General features: G+C 73.3%; 12 protein-coding genes and 3 riboswitches. Of the genes, 5 read left to right on the plus strand and 7 right to left on the minus strand.

Going from position 1 to position 16,071, the window contains the following annotated elements; all coding sequences use genetic code 11:
• Nucleotides 1-138: 138 nt before the first annotated feature.
• The 6 genes from AC1Q5D_RS17140 to AC1Q5D_RS17165 form a co-directional block, all read right to left on the minus strand.
• Entirely contained in the window at nucleotides 139-1,551 is a 1,413-nt protein-coding gene (locus tag AC1Q5D_RS17140) for an NtaA/DmoA family FMN-dependent monooxygenase (RefSeq protein WP_481739667.1), read from the minus strand.
• Nucleotides 1,552-2,853 (minus strand): acyl-CoA dehydrogenase family protein, encoded by a 1,302-nt coding sequence (locus AC1Q5D_RS17145; RefSeq protein WP_481739668.1) that lies wholly within the window; start codon nucleotides 2,851-2,853, stop codon nucleotides 1,552-1,554.
• A gap of 24 nt (nucleotides 2,854-2,877) precedes the next feature.
• Nucleotides 2,878-4,311, minus strand: a complete 1,434-nt coding sequence (locus tag AC1Q5D_RS17150; protein ID WP_481739669.1) for an MFS transporter — start codon at nucleotides 4,309-4,311, stop codon at nucleotides 2,878-2,880.
• 90 nt (nucleotides 4,312-4,401) lie between these two features.
• A riboswitch (SAM riboswitch) is annotated at nucleotides 4,402-4,502 on the minus strand.
• A 216-nt stretch (nucleotides 4,503-4,718) separates the two neighbouring features.
• Nucleotides 4,719-6,203 carry an amino acid permease gene (locus AC1Q5D_RS17155; protein WP_481739670.1) on the minus strand — a complete coding sequence of 495 codons (1,485 nt, stop codon included), beginning with the start codon at nucleotides 6,201-6,203 and terminating at the stop codon, nucleotides 4,719-4,721.
• Between the two features lie 281 nt (nucleotides 6,204-6,484).
• Entirely contained in the window at nucleotides 6,485-7,891 is a 1,407-nt protein-coding gene (locus AC1Q5D_RS17160; RefSeq protein ID WP_481739671.1) for an LLM class flavin-dependent oxidoreductase, read from the minus strand.
• A 112-nt stretch (nucleotides 7,892-8,003) separates the two neighbouring features.
• Nucleotides 8,004-9,293, minus strand: a complete 1,290-nt coding sequence (locus AC1Q5D_RS17165; RefSeq protein ID WP_481739672.1) for an acyl-CoA dehydrogenase family protein — start codon at nucleotides 9,291-9,293, stop codon at nucleotides 8,004-8,006.
• Nucleotides 9,287-9,391: riboswitch (SAM riboswitch) on the minus strand. Its footprint overlaps the gene before it by 7 nt.
• Before the next feature lie 319 nt (nucleotides 9,392-9,710).
• Between AC1Q5D_RS17165 and AC1Q5D_RS17170 the strand changes: the two genes are divergently transcribed.
• From AC1Q5D_RS17170 to AC1Q5D_RS17180, 3 genes are all read left to right on the plus strand, one after another.
• Entirely contained in the window at nucleotides 9,711-10,433 is a 723-nt protein-coding gene (locus AC1Q5D_RS17170; protein ID WP_481739673.1) for an AmiS/UreI family transporter, read from the plus strand.
• A gap of 168 nt (nucleotides 10,434-10,601) precedes the next feature.
• A complete protein-coding gene (gene acs, locus AC1Q5D_RS17175) occupies nucleotides 10,602-12,605 on the plus strand; it encodes an acetate--CoA ligase (protein WP_481739674.1) in 2,004 nt (667 codons plus the stop codon).
• Between the two features lie 81 nt (nucleotides 12,606-12,686).
• The gene (locus AC1Q5D_RS17180) at nucleotides 12,687-13,124 is read left to right on the plus strand and encodes a lipopolysaccharide assembly protein LapA domain-containing protein (protein ID WP_481739675.1); all 438 of its coding nucleotides are present in this window, start codon (nucleotides 12,687-12,689) and stop codon (nucleotides 13,122-13,124) included.
• 39 nt (nucleotides 13,125-13,163) lie between these two features.
• Here the strand turns inward: AC1Q5D_RS17180 and AC1Q5D_RS17185 are convergent, their stop codons facing one another.
• On the minus strand, nucleotides 13,164-13,727 hold the full coding sequence (locus AC1Q5D_RS17185) for a histidine phosphatase family protein (protein ID WP_481739676.1): 564 nt from the start codon (nucleotides 13,725-13,727) through the stop codon (nucleotides 13,164-13,166).
• A 71-nt stretch (nucleotides 13,728-13,798) separates the two neighbouring features.
• A riboswitch (SAM riboswitch) is annotated at nucleotides 13,799-13,894 on the plus strand.
• A 99-nt stretch (nucleotides 13,895-13,993) separates the two neighbouring features.
• Here AC1Q5D_RS17185 and AC1Q5D_RS17190 point away from each other — a divergent pair.
• Together AC1Q5D_RS17190 and AC1Q5D_RS17195 are read left to right on the plus strand one after the other, a co-directional pair.
• Nucleotides 13,994-15,469 (plus strand): O-acetylhomoserine aminocarboxypropyltransferase/cysteine synthase family protein, encoded by a 1,476-nt coding sequence (locus AC1Q5D_RS17190; protein WP_481739677.1) that lies wholly within the window; start codon nucleotides 13,994-13,996, stop codon nucleotides 15,467-15,469.
• Nucleotides 15,466-15,963 carry a CoA-binding protein gene (locus AC1Q5D_RS17195; RefSeq protein ID WP_481739678.1) on the plus strand — a complete coding sequence of 166 codons (498 nt, stop codon included), beginning with the start codon at nucleotides 15,466-15,468 and terminating at the stop codon, nucleotides 15,961-15,963. The genes AC1Q5D_RS17190 and AC1Q5D_RS17195 overlap by 4 nt, the downstream gene beginning before the upstream one ends.
• Nucleotides 15,964-16,071: the final 108 nt, after the last annotated feature.

Consider the following 16,071-nt stretch of genomic DNA (forward strand, 5'->3'; position numbering starts at 1 on the left):
CATGGTTGGTACCGCGGAATCTTGGAGCGAAGTGGTTGGAATCCCCGAATGTTGGAGCGTAGTGGTTGCTATGGGGCCCTTATAACAACCACTACGCTCCAGGATTTTCCCGGCGCGATTTTTCCTGGCGCGAGGGCCCTACCCGGTGGGCGCGCCCGCCCGCTCCGCCGCCGCGGCCGAGTACGCGCGGAACGCCCCCCGGTACGCGGCGGCCGGGTGCGTGGGCTCGAGGCGCGGGCCCCGGCCGAAGAACCGCTCGCGCAGCGTGCCCCCGCCGTAGCCGGACTGGGCGAGTCCGCGGCGGCGCAGCTCCGGCAGCAGGCCCTCGATGACGTCGTCGTAGGAGCCGGGCAGGATCTGGTTGATGATGTTGATCCCGTCGACTCCGGCGTCCTGCCAGCGCTCGAGCTCGTCCGCGATCCGCTCGGGCGTCCCGGCGATCTGCTGGCCCTTGGCCCGGTAGTGGGCCAGATCCCGCAAGGTCGGCCTGCCACCGGGCACCGAGGCGATCGCGGCCTCCAGGATGCCGCGCGCGCCCTGCGTCTGGATCTCCCCGAGGGGCGTGTCCAGGTCCAGACCGCCGAGGTCCACCCCGAGCCCGCCGCCAATGTGGGCGATCACCGCATGCGGGTCCAGGTACTCGTCGAACTCGGCCTCCCGCCGGCGCACCTCGGCCTCCGTGCTGCCGACGACGAACGACAGCCCGGCGAACACCTTCACGTCCCCGGGTGCCCGGCCTGCCCCCGCCTCGAGCGTCCGCAGCTGGGCCACCTGCTTCCGCACGTAGTCGGTATGCGGCGCGAACAGGAACGTCGCCTCGGCGTGCCGCGCGGCAAACGCCCGGCCGCGGGGCGAGGACCCGGCCTGGAACAGCAGCGGCGTGCGCTGCGGGCTCGGCGCCGCGAGATGCGGACCCTCGACCCGGTAGCGCGGCCCGCGGTGGTGGATCTTCGCGACGCCGGCCGGGTCGGAGAACAGCCCAGCGGCCTTGTCGGCGCGCAGGGCGTCGTCGTCCCACGACCCCTCCCACAGCTTGTAGGCGACTTCGAGGTACTCCTCCGCGGCGTCGTAGCGGGAGTCGTGCTCGGGCAGGGTGTCGTGCCCGAAGTTCCGGTACGTGTTCGCCAGGACGCTCGTGACGATGTTCCACGCGACGCGCCCGCCACTGAGGTGGTCCAGCGTGGACATCTGCCGCGCGAACTGGAAGGGCTCGGCCTGCACCGTGGAACTGGTCAGCGCCAGCCCGATGCGCTCGGTGGCCCCGGCCAGTGCGGAGACGAGCACCAGCGGGTCGTTCGACGGCACCTGGAGCCCCTTCCGGGCCAGCGACGCCCACCCGCCCTCGTGGTCCCCGTACAGGCCGGCCACGTCGGCGAAGAACATCGCATCGAAGGCCGCGCCCTCCAGCCTCCGCGCCAGGTCGGTCCAGAGGGCGAGCTCGTTGTAGCGGTGCTGCTGCGCGTCGGGGTGGCGCCACTGCCCGCCCAGGATGTGGCCGGGCGTGTTCATCAGGAACGCGCTCAGCAGCAGGCGCGGGCGCGCGGGCGCCACCTAGCCCGCCTCCCCGGGGGACGACGGCGGGGCCGCCGCAACCGTTCCGGCCGCGCCGGTCCCGGCCGCCCCGGCAGCCGTGCCCGCGCCCGTGGCCTCGCCGATGGCATTCAGCCCGGTCGGGACCGTCCCGTTGACGTGCCAGTCCCCCACGGCGCGGGCCTTGAACACGGCGGGGTTGTGCGTGGCGACGGTGCGGGCGTTGCGCCAGTGCCGGTCCAGCGCCTTGCCGCGGCTGGTGGCGGAGGCGCCGGCGACGTCGAACAGGGCGGCCGTGGCCTCGAGCACGAGCGGCGGCAGGGCCACGTGCGCCTTCTGGGACGCGAGTTCCGCCCGGAGGTAGGCCTCCTCCGGGGACAGGCCGAGCTCCGGGTCGAACGCGGCGTCGAGGTCGCGGGCCGCCGCCGCGACGAGGGCCTCGGCCGCGTAGACCTTGGCCGCGATCAGGCCGACGTGCTCCTGGATGATCGGGTCCTCGCGGAAGAGGCCCGAGCCGGTGTTGAACGTGCGGGTGCGCGCGGCCACGAGGCCGGAGGCGTCGCGCAGGGCGGCGCGGCCGATCCCGGCCAGGACCGCCAGCAGGCACAGCTGGAAGAACGCGGGCTCGAGGGTCGTCGCGACCTTGCGCTGGAGGATGTCCGCCGCGTCGACCTCCACGTCCGCGAACTCCGCCGTCCCGGTCCCGGTGAGCGGCTGGCCGAACCCGTCCCAGTCGTCGTGGATGGTCACGCCGGGCGCCTCGCGGCGCACGAGCGCGTACTGGCGCCCCTCCACCCCGTCGGTCGAGGCCATCACGACGACCCAGTCCGCGAAGATCGAACCGGTCGTGTAGTACTTCGTGCCGTTGAGCAGCCAGCGCGCCCCGCGGCGGCGCAGCCGCGTGTTCGTGGTGCCCAGGGCGTTGCCGCCGCGCTCGGTGGCGGCGTTGCCGAAGATGTCCCCGGCGAGCACGCGCGGGTACCAGCGGTCCCGGAACGCCGCGTCCTGGTCGGCGATCGTCTCGACGAACGCGAAGTGGCTGCGCAGCAGGTGGGACACGTTCGAGTCGGCCTCGGCGAGCTCGACGAGCAGCCGGAACAGGTGCTCGCGGGTAATGTCCTCGCCCCCCGCGGCGGCCGGCACGCGCAGGGCCGTGAACCCGGCCTCCTGCAGCCAGCGGACCTGCTCGAACGGCAGGACGTGGTCCTGTTCGCGTGCGGCGGTGCCGGCGGCGATGCGGGTGAACAGCGGGCGGAAGCGCCCGGCGAGCTCGGCGTAGCGGGCCTCGCCGGAGGCGGTCGTGGTGGTGGCGGTCTCGGTCATGGTGGCGGCTCCTCGTGGCGGTGGCTAGCGGGCGGCGGGCTCGCGGTCGGCGCGGCCGGGCCCGCCGTGCGCGGCGGCGGCCTCCCGGGGGGCCGGGGCCTGCTCCGCCTCGTTGTCGGGGCCGACGGCGGCGCCGCCGTCGTCCGCGCCCCAGCGCGAGGCGAGGTCGCGGTGGCGGGTTTCCGGCGCCAGCAGGGTGGCGACCACCGTGATGAGCCCGACGCCGACGATGTACGCGACCACCCAGATGGGGTCGCCGCCGCCGGCCGCGAGCAGCGCGGTCGCGACGAGCGGGGCCAGGCCGCCGCCCAGGACCGAGCCGAGCTGGTAGCCGATCGAGACGCCGCTGAACCGGACGCGGGTGGAGAACAGCTCGGAGAAGAACGCGGCCTGCGGGCCGTACATGGCGTCGTGGCCGATGTTCATGCCGAGCACGACGGTGAGCAGGATCAGCAGCGTGTTGCCGGTGTCCAGCAGGGGGAAGGCCGGGAAGACGAGCGCCGCGCTGAACACCGCGCCGAACAGGTAGGTGCGGCGGCGGCCGAAGCGGTCGGAGGCCCAGCCCCACAGCGGGACGGTCACCAGGCCCAGCGCGGAGGCCACGAGGACCGCCGTCAGGCCGGTCTCCCGGGAGATCCCGCCCTGCGCGAGGTAGGTGAGGATGAAGACCGTATAGACGTAGTAGTAGGCGTTCTGGGCGATGCGCAGCGCCGTGGTCAGGGCGATCTGGCGCGGGTGCGTCTTCAGGCTCTCGAGGACGGGCCGCGGGGCGACGCGCTCCTCCGTGACGACGCGGCGGAACTCGGCGCTGTCCTCGACCTTGAGCCGGATGACGAGGCCGACGGCGACGAGGACCAGGCTCGCCACGAACGGGATCCGCCAGCCCCAGGACAGGTACGCGGCCTCGGACAGCGAGGACTCGAGCAGCAGCAGCACGCCGGTGGCCAGCAGCATGCCGGAGCTCGGGCCGATCTGCGTGGCGCTGCTGGTGAGGCCGCGGCGGCCCGGGGCGGCGTGCTCGACCGTCATCAGGGCCGCCCCCGCCCATTCCGCGCCGTAGCCGATGCCCTGCAGCACGCGCAGGAGCAGGAGCAGCAGCGGGGCGAGCGCGCCGGCGACGGCGTAGGTGGGCAGCAGCCCGATCGCGGTCGTCGCGAGGCCGGTCAGCAGCAGGGACCCGACGAGCACGGCCTTGCGCCCGATCCGGTCGCCGAAGTGCCCGCCGAGCAGTCCGCCGACCGGGCGGGCGACGAAGCCGACCGCGTAGGTCGCGAACGCGGCGATGGTGCCGACGAGCGGGTCGGCCGGCGCGAAGAACAGCGGCCCGAAGACGGTGGCGGCGGCCAGCCCGTACAGGACGAAGTCGTAGCCCTCGATCGTCGTGCCGATGAAGCTGGCGACGGCGACCCGGGTGGTGGTGCGCCGGGAATGCGCCGGCGCGGGGGCGGTGGTGCTCATGGTTTCCTCCTCGGTTGCCCGGGGAGAGCCGGCCCAGCCCGCGCACCGCCGGCGGCGCGGACCGCGGCGGGACGCGCTGGGGGTGGGGCGTCTCCATCGGTCCTGGCGGTAGCACCGTCCCCGGCGCGCAGGGCGCGGGGTGGTTGCTGCGGCGTCGTCGAGCCAGGTCTCTCGGCCGCTCTGGATGGTGTTGTGCCCGCCGTGGCGGGTCCCTCCAGTGTGGCGCGGGATCTTCGACCTGGCCCAGCCGCGGGGCCCCCGGACGCAACGTTTCGACGCAATCGGGCTCAGCCGCCGAAGATGACGCGTTCGTGACGCCTTGGTGACGCCCCGCGCCGTCACATGACGCGGCGCCGTTGACGCCGCGGTCCGGGCGCGCGATACTGCGCCCGGGCCGCGGTCCCCGGTCAGGCCACGGGCGCCCGTTCGGCGGCGGGCTCCCCGGCCGGCGCCGCCGTCGTCCCCCGGGCGCGGCGGCCGTAGCGGAGGCGGAAGAACACGTAGCAGCCGAGCGTGAACGGGATCCCGAAGTACAGGGCGGCGACCTGGGCGGGGTCGAACGCGATGCCGATGACGGAGACGAGGCAGAACGCGAACGCGAGGATCGGCACCCACGGGTAGGCCGGGGAGCGGTAGGCGAGCGTGGCGGGGTCGCCCCCGGCGCGGAGGAACTGGCGGCGGTGGAAGAAGTGCGCGGCGGCGATCGACATCCACACCGCCACGGTCGCGAATCCGGCCACCGAGACGAGCACGAGGTAGACGGTCTCCGGGGCGACGACGCTGGACACGAGACACGCCATGGCGGCCCCGATGCTCACCAGCAGCGCGTTCAGCGGGATGCCGCGGCGGGTGACCCGGCCCAGCGCGGCCGGCGCGTGCCCCTCGGCGGACAGCGAGTGCAGCATCCGCGCGCACGAGTAGAGGCCGCTGTTGCCCGCGGAGAGCAGCGCCGTGATGACCACGAAGTTCATGGCGTCCGCCGCGAACGGGATGCCGATGGCCTCGAAGACGGTCACGAACGGGCTCTCGCCCAGGGTGGCCTCCTCGTAGGGGACGACGGCGGCGATCACGGCGATCGCGCCCACGAAGAAGATGACTAGCCGCAGCACCGTGGTGCGCATGGCCTTCGGGATGGCGCGCTCGGGGTCGGCGGTCTCCCCCGCCGCGACGCCGATGAGCTCCGAGCCGGAGAACGCGAAGAACACGGCCAGCACGGTCACGAGCACGCCCGTGGCGCCGTTCGGGAACAGGCCCTGGTCGGTGGAAAAGTTCTCGAGCGGGCCGGGGAACCCGCCGGCAGCCATGGGGTGGAAGCCGAGCAGCGCGGCGCCGCCCAGGATGATCAGGCCGACGACGGCGGCGACCTTGATCAGCGCGAACCAGAACTCCGTCTCGCCGAAGACCTTCGCGGAGACCGCGTTCATGGCGAACAGCGCGGACGCGAACGCCAGACACCAGATCCAGACCGGCACGTCCGGGAACCATCGCTGCATGAGCAGCCCGGAGGCCGTGAACTCGGAGGCCAGGGCCACGGCCCAGGTCAGCCAGTACAGCCAGGCCGTGGCGAAGCCCGTGGCCGGGCCCATGGTGCGGGCCGCGTAGATGTGGAACGCGCCGGAGACCGGGTAGCGGACGGCGAGCTCGCACAGGCAGGACATCACGAGGTAGACGACGACGGCGCCCGCCAGGTAGGCGATGATCGAGCCGAGCGGGCCGGCCTGGCCGATCGTGTACCCGGAGGAGACGAAGAGCCCGGACCCGATGACGCCCCCGAGGCCGATCATCACCAGGTGGCGGGACTCCATGGAGCGGCGCAGGCCGCCGTTGGCGGCCGCGTCCACCTCCTCGGGCGTGGGGGCCGGGGCCTCCGGTTGCGGGCGGGCAGGTGCCATGGTTCCTCCACGGGTCGCGGGACGGTGCTGCGCCCGCTCCTCCGGGACGGCCGGCGGCGGGGCGTGATCAAGCTAACAGCGGTCCGCGGCGGCCCCTCCCCGGCCCCAGCGATGGGCGGCGTCGGCGGCGGACCGGGCGGGCCGAGCACCAGCAGCGCTGGGGCACGGGGCGTCATCCTCCGCCGCCGTCGCGGGCGGAGGGCCGCGTTAACGACGGCGGCGCCGCCCCCGGGTGGGGACGGCGCCGCGGCGCGGGCTCTGCCCGGCGGCTGGGCCGGTCGCTAGCCGACCAGGCTCTGCGAGCCGATGCGGTACTTGGCCGCGCGGTGGGAGTCCTTGACGCGGTCGCCGGCTCCGAAGAGCTTGTTGCGCAGCGTGCCCGGCGCGTAGTCCTGCGGGTAGGCGCCGCGGGCCTGCAGCTCGGGCACGACGAACTCGACGACGTCCTCGAACGAGCCGGGCGTGATGGCGTAGGCCAGGTTGAAGCCGTCGACGTCGGTGTCGTCCACCCACTCGATGAGCTTCTCGGCGACCTCGGGGCCGGAGCCGATGGACACGGGGCCGAAGCCGCCGACGCCGATCCACTGCGCCATCTGGCGGATGGTCCACGGCTTGTCGACGTCGCCGGAGGCCTTCTTGAAGTTCTCGACGGAGGACTGGATGGCGTTGGATTTCACGTCCTGGCCGATGACGCCGTCGAGGTCGAACTGGGACATGTCGATGCCGGTCCAGCCGGAGAGCAGGGCGAGGGCGCCGTTGATGTCCGTGTAGGACGCGTAGTCCTCGTACTTGGCCTTCGCCTCCTCGGTGGTGGCGCCGGTGATGACGGTCTGCATGGCGTAGATGCGGATGTCGTAGCGGTCCCGGCCGGCGGCCTCGGCGGCGTCGCGGATCTTCGCGACCGTGTCCCGCAGGATCTCCTTGGTCGGCGAGTTCACGAACACGGCCTCGGCGTTCTCGGCGGCGAAGCGCATGCCGCGCGGGGAGGCGCCGGCCTGGAACACGACCGGGGTGCGCTGCGGGCTGGGCTCGGTGATGGCGATGCCGGGGACCTTGAAGTACTTGCCCTCGTGGCGGATCTCGTGGACCTTCGACGGGTCCGTGAAGACGCCGGACTCGCGGTCGCGGACCACGGCGTCCTCCTCCCAGGAGCCCTCGAGGAGCTTGTAGACGACCTCGAGGTACTCGTCCGCGTGGTTGTAGCGCTCGTCGTGCTCGAGCTGGTCCTCCTGGCCCATGTTGCGCGCGGCGGAGGGCAGGTAGCCGGTCACGACGTTCCAGCCGACGCGGCCCTTGGTGAGGTGGTCGAGCGTGGCCATGCGCCGGGCGAACGGGTACGGGTGCTCGTAGGCGGTGCCGGCGGTGATGCCGAAGCCCAGGTTCTCGGTCACGGCGGCCATGGCGGAGACGAGCAGGATGGGGTCGTTGACGGGGACCTGCGCGCCGGCGGAGAGCGGGATCTCGTTCGTGGACCCGTACACGTCGTAGGTGCCGAGCACGTCGGCGATGAACAGGCTGTCGAACTTGCCCTTCTCGAGCACCTGGGCCAGGTGGGTCCAGTAGCCGAGGTCGTTGTAGCGCTCGGCCTGGTCCTGCGGGTGGCGCCACAGGCCCGGGGACTGGTGGACGACGCAGTTCATGTCGAACGCGTTGAGGCGGACGTGGCGGCGGGACTGGGGCTGGGTCATCGCGGGTTTCCTTCGGTGACGGGCGGCTCGGCCGCGGGTGGTCGGTGGGGATGCGTGGGGACGGGTGGACGACGGCGGGGCCCGCGCGCCGGTTCGGCGGCGGGCCGGGCCGCTACGGGACGGCCGCGGGCACGTCGCCCACGGAGTTCAGGACGGCCGGCTCGGTGCCGTTGACCTCGTAGTCCCCGACGATCCGGGCCTTGTAGAGGGCCGGGTTGTGGGTGGCGATGGTCCGGGCGTTGCGCCAGTGCCGGTCGAGGTTGCAGGACCGGGCGGTCGAGGACGCGCCGAGCCCGTCGAAGAGCTTGGACGCGGCCGCCAGGACGAGAGGCTGGACTGCGGTCTGGGCGCGGTCGGCGGCGAGCGCGCACACCGCGTGCCGCTCGGCGACGCTGAGGTCCGCCGCGGCGAGCGCGGACTCGATCTCGGCCGCCGCGGAGACCACGATCGAGTCGACGGCGAACGCGGTCGCGGAGAGCTCGCCGACGAGTTGGAGCACCTGCGGCTCGCGCCGGGCCGGGACGCCCGTCCCGGTGCTGAACGCGCGGGTCCGGGCCTGGACGGCGTTGCGGGCGTCGGCGAGCGCGGCGCGGCAGATGCCGGCCTGGACGGCGAGCAGGACCACCTGGAAGACCGCGGCCTCGGGGTGCGGGGCGAGCTGGTCCGGGGACAGGAGCGTGTCGACCGGGACGTCCTCGAACGACGTGGAGCCCGTGCCGGTGAGCTGCTGGCCGAACCCGTCCCAGTCGTCGAGGATCCGCACGCCGGAGTGGCCGGTGTTGACGAGGGCGATGTGGCGGCCCGGCGCCTCGGGGTGGGCCGCGGCGACGGCGACCCAGTCGGAGAAGATGGTGCCGGTGCAGTAGTACTTCTGGCCCGTGACCCGCCAGCGGCCGTCGCGCTCGGCGAGCCGGGTGTTCAGGCTGCCGAGCCCGTTGCCGCCGCGCTCCGTGTAGGCGTTGCCGACGAGGTGGCCGGAGGCGAGCCGGTCGAACCACTTGGCGCGCAGCTGCCCGTCCCCGCTCAGGTGCAGGGCCTCGACGAAACCGATGTGGGAGCGCAGCAGGTGGGCCACCTGCGAGTCCGCCTGGGCCAGTTCGATGAGCAGCCGGAACGAGTCGACCAGCGTTGCCCCGTATCCGCCGTGCTCGGCGGGCACGCGCAGGGCGCCGAACCGGACGGTGTTGAGCCAGCCCACCTGCTCGAAGGGCAGCGTGCGGGCGGCGTCGCGCTCGGATGCGCCCGCGGCGATGCGGTCGAAGACGGGGCGGAACACGGCCGCCAGCTCCTCGTAGTGCCCGTCGGCCGGGACGCCCGGGGTCAGCTTGACCAGGGGCCGCGGCGGCGCGAACGCCTCGTCCAGCGGGACGGCCGCAAGGTGGGCCGCATCGAACGCTTCCATCGGATCACTCCATCGGTCCTGGCGTGAGCACCTTCCCCACGGTGGAGGGGTTGCTGCGGCGTCATGGAGCCAGGTCTCTCGGCCGCTCTGGATGGCTACGGTTTCCATTGGGCCACACGCCGGCTCGCCCGCGCCAATCGCCCGCGGTGCCCGGCTCCGGCGGCGTTCGGCGAACCGGGGCCCCGGGACCGGTCGTGGACGCGCCCCGTCCGCGGGCGATCGAAGAATCCGCGCCCCTCATGGCCTACCGCAACCAATTCGTTCGATGCGACGGAAGTCATGGCGCATGTGGCGAAATATTGCGCACGACCACCCTCGCGCAGTGACGCGGCGCACACTCCGGTGCCTTATGATCCCCGTGGGGGACGGCGCGGGCGCCGAGAGGCCCCCGCACCGCATCCTTCTCCGGGAGTCCGCATGTCCACCGTCGGGTTGCTTTACGTCGGCGCCGTCCTGTGCCTCAACGGCCTCGTCCTGCTCGGGGTCGTTCCCGCGCGCGCCGCGGCGGTCCTCAACCTCCTGGTCGGGGCGATGCAGGTCGTCTTCCCCACCATCCTGCTCGCCCAGGCCGGCTCGGACCCCGACGCCGTCCTGGCGGCCTCCGGGCTCTACTTCTTCGGCTTCACGTACCTCTGGGTCGCGGCCCTGACCGTCTTCGGGCTCCCCCGCGAGGGCTTCGGCTGGTTCTGCCTCTACGTGGCGGTGGCCGCCGTCGCGTTCGGCGGCATCGCACTGGCGGTCCAGCGCGACGCGCCCTCCGCCGTCGCGTGGTGGCTCTGGTCCGCGCTCTGGTTCCTCTTCTTCCTCCTGGACGGGCGCGGCCTGGACGGGCTGCGGGCCCCCACCGGCTGGTTCGCGCTCTTCTGCGGCGTCGGCACGTGCGCGGTCCCCGGGTTCCTGCAGCTCGGTGGGGCGTACCGGACGGATCCGGCGACGGCGGCCCTGCTGGCCGTGGCCGGCGGCCTGGCGCTGGCCACGGCCCTCGCGGCCGGACGCCGGACCCCGGCGCTCCGCCGGCCCCACGGCGGACCCGGCGCGGCCGGAGCGGCCGGAGCGGTGCCCCCCGCCGTCGCCACGCTCGTCGTCACCCAGGACGGCGCCGCCGGCGAGGTCCAGGCCACGGTGGTCGCGCAGGGGTAGATGTTGCGTCATACTCCACCCGGTTTGCACGGCCGGGTCCCGGGCGTCTTTAGTGGAAGGGCAACCATCCCGAGCGGCCGAGAGACCTGGCTCCCTGACGCCGCAGCAACCGCACAGGCCGCCCCGCGCGGCGCGACGGTGCTACCGCCAGGACCGATGGAGAGACGCATGACACCCTTGCCCGTGACCGCCACCGCCGACGCCGGGATCGCCGCCGCACGCACCGCGGCCGAGGCCGCCGAACACGCCTGGACCGAGGAGGAGCGGCTCGAGTTCTGGGACGCCGCGGCGCGCCGGCTCGAGTGGGCCGAGCCCTGGCACGCGGTCCACTCGGCGACCCCCGCCGACGTGGCCCGCCGACGCGGCCCGGACCTGCGCTGGTTCGAGGGCGGGCGCCTCAACGCCGCCGTGAACTGCGCGGACCGCCACGTGGCGGCCGGGCGCGGGGACAAGGTCGCCCTGTACTTCGAGGGCGAGCCCGGCGACCGCGAGGCGGTCACGTACCGCGAGCTCACCGAGCGGGTCTGCCAGGCCGCGAACGCGCTCACGGAGCTGGGCATCGGGAAGGGCGACCGGGTCGTCGTCTACCTGCCCGTACTCGTCGAGACCGTGGTCATCACGCTCGCGTGCGCCCGGATTGGTGCCGTGCACTCGCTCGTCTTCGGCGGCTTTTCGGCCGAGGCGCTGCGCTTCCGCGTCGAGGACACCGGAGCCAAGCTGCTGGTCACCACGGACGGGCAGTACCGCCGCGGCGAGGCCGTGCCCGTCAAGGCCAACGCCGACGCCGCCGTGGCCGGCGAGAACGCGATCGAGCACGTGCTGGTCATCAACCGCACCGGCCACACCGACGTCGACTGGGTCGAGGGCCGGGACCTCTGGTGGCACGAGACGGTCGAGACCCAGCCGCGCACGCACGCCGCGGAGGCCTTCGACGCCGAGACGCCGCTGTTCATCATGTACACCTCCGGGACCACCGGCCAGCCCAAGGGCCTGGTCCACACCACGGGCGGGTATCTGACGCAGGCGTCGTGGAGCCACGAGTTCCTCTTCTCCCACCCGGACCCGGACCGCCGCGACGCCGACGTCCACTGGTGCACCGCCGACCTGGCGTGGGTCACCGCGCACACGTACGAGATCTACGGTCCGCTCTCCAACGGGGTCACCCAGGTCATCTACGAGGGGGTCCCGAACGCCCCGCACCCGGGCCGGCACTTCGAGGTCATCGAGCGCTACGGCGTGACCAGCTACTACACCGCCCCGACCCTGGTCCGGTCGCTCATGGGCTGGTTCCCGGACGGGGTGCCCGACCAGTACGACCTCTCCTCCGTCCGCCTGGCGGGGACCGTCGGCGAGGCCGTGAACCCGGAGGCCTGGAACTGGCTGCGCACGCAGGTCGGCCGCGACACCCCCGCCGGGATCCCCATGGTGGACACCTGGTGGCAGTCCGAGTCCGGCGCGACGGTCCTCTCCCCCCGCCCGGGCGACCCGGAGTTCAAGGCCGGCTGCGGCACGCGCGCCCTGCCGGGGCTCGCGGTGGACGTGGTGGACGACGCCGGCGCCCGCGTCCCGGCGGACGCCCAGGGCAACATCGTCCTCACGCGGACCGGCCCGGCGATGGCCCGCACCGTGTGGGGCAACCCGGAGCGTTACTTCACGTCCTACTGGGAGAAGTACGCGACGCAGGGATGGTTCCTGGCCGGGGACGGCGCCCGATTCGACGCCGACGGCGACATTTGGATCCTCGGCCGCACCGACGACGTCCTGAACATCTCCGGGCATCGCCTGTCCACGATCGAGATCGAGTCCGCCCTGGTCTCCCACCCCGAAGTGGTGGAGGCCGGCGTCTGCCCGACGCGGGACGCGAAGACCGGGCACGCGGCGACGGCGTTCGTCGTCCCGCGCGACAAGTCGCTGCTGGAGGGCTCCGCCCGCCGGGCCGCGGTCGAGGCGGAGCTGCGGGCCCACGTGGCCACGCAGATCGGCCCGATCGCCAGGCCGCGGGAGGTCGTCTTCGTCCCCGACGTGCCGAAGACCCGCTCCGGGAAGATCATGCGCCGCCTGCTGACCCAACTGTTCGAGGGCACCGCGCTCGGGGACACGACCAGCCTGCAGAACGAGCCATGCATCCCCGAGATCGCGGCGGTCTGTCAGGCCCGGGACGCCGCCCGGTAGGTGTCGGCGCCGCGTGCCCTTGGGACGCGGGCGCCGGCGGCGATACATTGGCCGAAACGATCCCGGCGAACGGAGAGACGCATGTCGGCACGGAAAAACGGCCACGACCCGGTGGATGGCGACCGGGGGAACGCGGACGCCACCGGGCCCGCGGACGGCGGCCCCACGGCCCCGGCCTCAGGCACCGGGCAGGGCGGGGCGGCGGCCCGCCGCGAGCCCACACCGCGGGACGGCTACGGCGACCAGGCCGCCCCTCCGCCCAGCAAGGAGCACGCCAGCCGCACGGCGATGGTCTGGACGGCCACGATCGTCGCGCTCGTCGTGCTGGTCCTGCTGATCGTGTTCATCGCCCAGAACCAGACGGCGGTGCCGCTGCGCTACTTCGCATTCGAGGGCACCGTCTCGCTCGGTCTGGCCCTGCTGGCCGCGGCCGTCGCCGGCGGGTTCCTCGTGGCGCTGGCCGGCGCGGCGCGGATCGTCCAGTTGCGCGCGGTGGGCCGCCGCAACCGCCGCGGATAGCGACCCCGCCACCCGCGCGTAGCCGCCCCGCCGGGGAGGCTAGCGCGAGGCCGCGCCCTCCAGGTCGGCCTCGCCCACCAGGAGGGCCGGGTCCACCTCGAGGGCCTGCCCGTTGTGGACGTGGGGGTGCTTGGAGCCGACCAGGCGGTCCAGCACCACCCGGATCAGCGACCCGTGCGCGACGGCGACGACCCGCCGCCCCGGGTGCTCCGTGACCAGCCCAGCGAGGGCGGCAACGCCGCGGTCGGCCACGGCGGACTCCGGCTCGGCCGACTCGAGCAGCCGGCGGCGCTCGTCGTCGGGCAGTCCGGCGGCGACGTGCCCCTCCACGGCGCCGAAGGAGCGCTCGAGCAGCCCGTCCAGCCGGGCGGACACCTCGACGCCCAGCTCCGCCGCGATCAGGTCGGCACTCTCGGCGGCCCGGGACAGCGGCGAGGACACGACCACGTCCCACCCGGCGCCGCCGTCGGCCAATTCCCGCCCGACGGCGGCCGCCTGGGCCCGGCCCTTCTCGTTCAGCGGGATGTCCACCTGCCCCTGCAGGCGGCCCGCCGCGTTCCAATCGGTCTCCCCGTGCCGCACCAGCATCAGTCGCGTCGCCATGGTCCCCACCCTAGCGGCGCAACCGGAGTCAACAATTTTGTCGGCGCGAACCGGCCGCGCCACAATGGGAGGGACCATCCCGAGCGGCCGAGAGATCTGGCTCCACGACGCCGCAGCAACCATCCGCATTCCAACGGAGACGGTGCTAACGCCAGAAACGATGGAGAGGGCCAGACCCTTCACCGGCTCGGATGGCGCCGCCCGCGGCGCCGGGGCCGCCGTCGACCGGGAAGCCCAGCCGTCCCCCACCCAAGGAGCCGCCGACGATGGCCGAGCACCAGTTCGGATTCCGCACCCGTGCCCTGCACGCCGGGGGCACGCCCGACGCCGAGCACGGCGCACGGGCCGTGCCGATCTACCAGTCGACCTCGTTCGTGTTCAAGGACACCGACGACGCCGCCAACCTGTTCGCCCTGCAGAAGTACGGCAACATCTACTCCCGCATCGGCAACCCGACCGTGGCCGCGTTCGAGGAGCGGATGGCCTCGCTCGAGGGCGGCATCGGCGCCGTCGCCACCGCCTCCGGCATGTCCGCGGAGTTCATCGTGTTCGCGGCGCTCGCCCAGGCCGGCGACCACATCGTCGCCTCGTCCAAGCTCTACGGCGGCACCGTCACCCAGCTGGACGTGACGCTGCGCCGCTTCGGGATCGAGACCACGTTCGTGGACAGCAACGAGGCCGCCGACTACGCGGCCGCGATGCGCGAGAACACGAAGGCCGTCTACACGGAGATCGTCGCCAACCCGTCCGGCGACATTGCGGACCTGAAGGGCCTGGCCGAGGTGGCGCACGCCCACGGCGTGCCGCTGGTCGTGGACTCCACGCTGACCACGCCGTACCTGCTGCGCCCGATCGAGCACGGCGCGGACATCGTGATCCACTCCGCCACGAAGTTCCTCGGCGGGCACGGCACCACGCTCGGCGGCGTCGTCGTCGAGGCCGGCACGTTCGACTGGGGCAACGGGAAGTTCCCGTCCATGACCGAGCCGGTCGCCAGCTACGGCAACGTCTCGTGGTGGGGCAACTTCGGCGAGTACGGCTTCCTGACGAAGCTGCGCTCCGAGCAGCTGCGCGACATCGGCCCGTCCCTGCCGGCGCAGTCCGCATTCCAGCTGCTGCAGGGCGTCGAGACCCTTCCCCAGCGCATGGACGCGCACCTGGCCAACGCGCGCCGCGTGGCCGAGTGGCTCGAGGCCGACCCGCGCGTGACCTACGTGAACTTCGCGGGCCTGCCGTCCCACCCGCAGCACGCCCGCGCCCAGGAGCTCCTGCCGCTCGGCGTCGGCTCCGTCTTCAGCTTCGGCGTCAAGGGCGGGCGCGAGGCCGGCGGCCGGTTCATCGAGGCGCTGCAGCTGGCCAGCCACCTGGCCAACATCGGCGACGCGCGCACCCTCGTCCTGCACCCGGGCTCGACGACGCACCAGCAGCTCACGTCCGAGCAGCTGGCCGCGGCGGGCGTCCCCGAGGACCTGATCCGCCTGTCCGTGGGGCTGGAGGACGTCGAGGACATCATCTGGGACCTGGACCAGGCGCTCGCCGCCTCCCAGCAGGCCGGGGAGGCCCACGGCCCGAGCCGGGACCACGAGGGCCGCGCCTTCGACACCACCGAGTTCGCCTCCCCGACCTACGACGGCGAGGCCTGCACCGTCCCGGGCGCCCGGGCCGAGGACACGGAGCCGGGCACCCGCGTGGTCGAATCCGTCGAGGAAAGCATCTCCGCAGAGACAGGAGCCGCCAAGTGAGCGCGACCGCCGAACGCACCTGGACGGGCCCCTCCGCCCCGGAGCGGCTGAACATCCTGCGCAACACGAAGTCGATCGCCATCGTGGGGGCGTCCAACAAGCCCTCCCGCGCGTCCTACTTCGTCGCGACGTACCTGCTCTCCTCGACCCGGTACAAGGTGTACTTCGTGAACCCGGTGGTCGACGAGATCCTCGGCCAGCCCGTCTACAAGTCGCTCGCCGACCTGCCGGACACCCCCGACCTGGTCGAGGTCTTCCGCAAGCACGACGACCTGCCGGGCGTGCTCGAGGAGGCCCGGACCGTGGGCGCGAAGACGCTCTGGCTGCAACTGGGCTCCTGGCACGAGGACGTGGCCCGCGACGCCGAGGCTGCCGGCATGAACGTCGTCATGGACCGCTGCGTGAAGATCGAGCACGCCCGCTTCCACGGCGGCCTGCACCTGGCCGGCTTCAACACCGGGGTCATCAGCTCCAAGCGCCAGGTCGTGGCGTAGGGGCCTGGGCGCAGCGGCCTCTACACCAACAGCGGCGGGGGGGGGGGGGGGGGGGGAGAAGAGCAGAGCCCGGGGGAGAGGGGGGGGGTTGGGGGGGGGGGGTGGGTT

This window comes from Arthrobacter paludis, assembly GCF_056782315.1.

Excerpts from the sequence above, each read along its gene's own strand:
- AC1Q5D_RS17160 (WP_481739671.1), bottom strand. The coding sequence starts at position 7,891 with ATGACCCAGCCCCAGTCCCGCCGCCACGTCCGCCTCAACGCGTTCGAC.
- AC1Q5D_RS17180 (WP_481739675.1), top strand. The coding sequence starts at position 12,687 with ATGTCGGCACGGAAAAACGGCCACGACCCGGTGGATGGCGACCGGGGG.
- AC1Q5D_RS17145 (WP_481739668.1), bottom strand. The coding sequence starts at position 2,853 with ATGACCGAGACCGCCACCACCACGACCGCCTCCGGCGAGGCCCGCTAC.
- AC1Q5D_RS17155 (WP_481739670.1), bottom strand. The coding sequence starts at position 6,203 with ATGGCACCTGCCCGCCCGCAACCGGAGGCCCCGGCCCCCACGCCCGAG.
- AC1Q5D_RS17185 (WP_481739676.1), bottom strand. The coding sequence starts at position 13,727 with ATGGCGACGCGACTGATGCTGGTGCGGCACGGGGAGACCGATTGGAAC.
- AC1Q5D_RS17150 (WP_481739669.1), bottom strand. The coding sequence starts at position 4,311 with ATGAGCACCACCGCCCCCGCGCCGGCGCATTCCCGGCGCACCACCACC.
- AC1Q5D_RS17190 (WP_481739677.1), top strand. The coding sequence starts at position 13,994 with ATGGCCGAGCACCAGTTCGGATTCCGCACCCGTGCCCTGCACGCCGGG.
- AC1Q5D_RS17165 (WP_481739672.1), bottom strand. The coding sequence starts at position 9,293 with ATGGAAGCGTTCGATGCGGCCCACCTTGCGGCCGTCCCGCTGGACGAG.
- AC1Q5D_RS17170 (WP_481739673.1), top strand. The coding sequence starts at position 9,711 with ATGTCCACCGTCGGGTTGCTTTACGTCGGCGCCGTCCTGTGCCTCAAC.
- acs (WP_481739674.1), top strand. The coding sequence starts at position 10,602 with ATGACACCCTTGCCCGTGACCGCCACCGCCGACGCCGGGATCGCCGCC.